The organism is Alteromonas sp. 14N.309.X.WAT.G.H12 (genome assembly GCF_036697315.1).
Taxonomy (GTDB): domain Bacteria; phylum Pseudomonadota; class Gammaproteobacteria; order Enterobacterales; family Alteromonadaceae; genus Alteromonas.
The window spans coordinates 1,895-3,272 of record NZ_JBAHZB010000140.1 but is presented as its reverse complement, the minus strand read 5'-3'; the positions used below and the strand labels follow the sequence as shown (position 1 = coordinate 3,272).

Genomic DNA, 1,378 nt, shown 5'->3' with positions numbered 1-1,378 from the left:
GCCTGGCAATACGCCTATCAGCATTGAAAAAGATAGTGAAACCCCCTCCACGGATAAAGGGTTTCCCGAACGATTAAATCATTATCCACGTTCCCCTTTATCAGCCAATGACGAGGCTATCTTAGCGTTAAAAGTGAGTGCACAGCTAGCGCAGCAGGGACAAATGGCGGATTTAGCACTGTGGAACACGATGCACCCCGACCCACTCAGCGCGTTTAATGATCCTACGCACATTGATAGCGAGGTCAAATCAAACTGTAGTTACGCGACCCAACAATCTTTCAAACACCCCCAATCGACGGTGCTTAGTGGCGATCCCACACAACTGTCCGAGTTGATTGAACAGGCTGGCGATCTTATTTCTGCCTAAGGCTATTTGGCAAAATCAGTGAAATCTGATATATTGCGCGCCGCATTTTGCACTGGTTTTACGTTCCAATCAGCAAAGGTAACAATTTATTATGTCTAACTATATCGTTTGTGCGATGTATAAGTTCGTGGCGCTTGATAATTTCGAAGCCATGCGTCAACCCCTCCTTAAAAAAATGGAAGAGCAGGGGATCAAAGGTACACTGTTGCTAGCTAATGAAGGCATCAATGGCACCGTGTCTGGTTCTCGCGAAGGTATCGATAATTTGCTCGCCTACCTTAACAGCGATAGCCGAATAAACCCCATTTCCACCAAAGAGTCACTGCACGAAGAACAGCCGTTTTACCGTACCAAGGTAAAACTGAAAAAAGAAATTGTGACCATGGGCGTGGAAGGTATCGATCCCCGTCATACCGTAGGCACCTATGTAAAACCTACGCAGTGGAATGACCTCATCAGTGATCCTGAAGTACTGGTTATCGATACCCGTAATGAATACGAAATTGAAATCGGGACATTTAAAAACGCCGTTGATCCCCACACCAAAACGTTCCGGGAATTTCCTGACTACGTAAAAGCGAATATGGATCCCAAACGTCACAAAAAAGTGGCCATGTTTTGTACCGGAGGTATTCGCTGTGAAAAATCTACCGCTTACTTAAAAGAACAAGGGTTTGAAGAGGTGTATCATCTGGAAGGCGGCATTTTGCAGTATTTGCAGGATGTGCCTAAAGAAGAATCTCTGTGGGAAGGTGATTGCTTTGTGTTTGATAATCGGGTTGCTGTGAACCACGATTTGGAAAAAAGTCACTACGAAGCTTGTTATGCCTGTCGTTTACCCATCACCGAAGAAGATAAGCAATCGGATAAATACGAGCCAGGTGTCAGTTGTCCTCATTGTTATGGCACGCATTCAGAAGAGCAAATAGCCCGTTTTCGTGAACGTGAAAAGCAAGTGCAACTGGCAAGAGCCAGAGCGGAAGAACATGTAGGTACCGAAGCCCGTCT

The 1,378-nt window shown here is 45.5% G+C and carries 2 protein-coding genes; both read left to right on the top strand.

The genetic code is table 11. The features are described 5' to 3' along the window. A partial coding sequence (locus tag V5298_RS18885) for a VC2046/SO_2500 family protein (protein WP_332932985.1) occupies nt 1-370 on the top strand: 370 nt, incomplete at its 5' end. A 91-nt stretch (nt 371-461) separates the two neighbouring features. Then, nucleotides 462-1,378 (top strand): rhodanese-related sulfurtransferase (locus V5298_RS18880; RefSeq protein ID WP_332932984.1); only part of this gene is annotated, 917 nt, incomplete at its 3' end.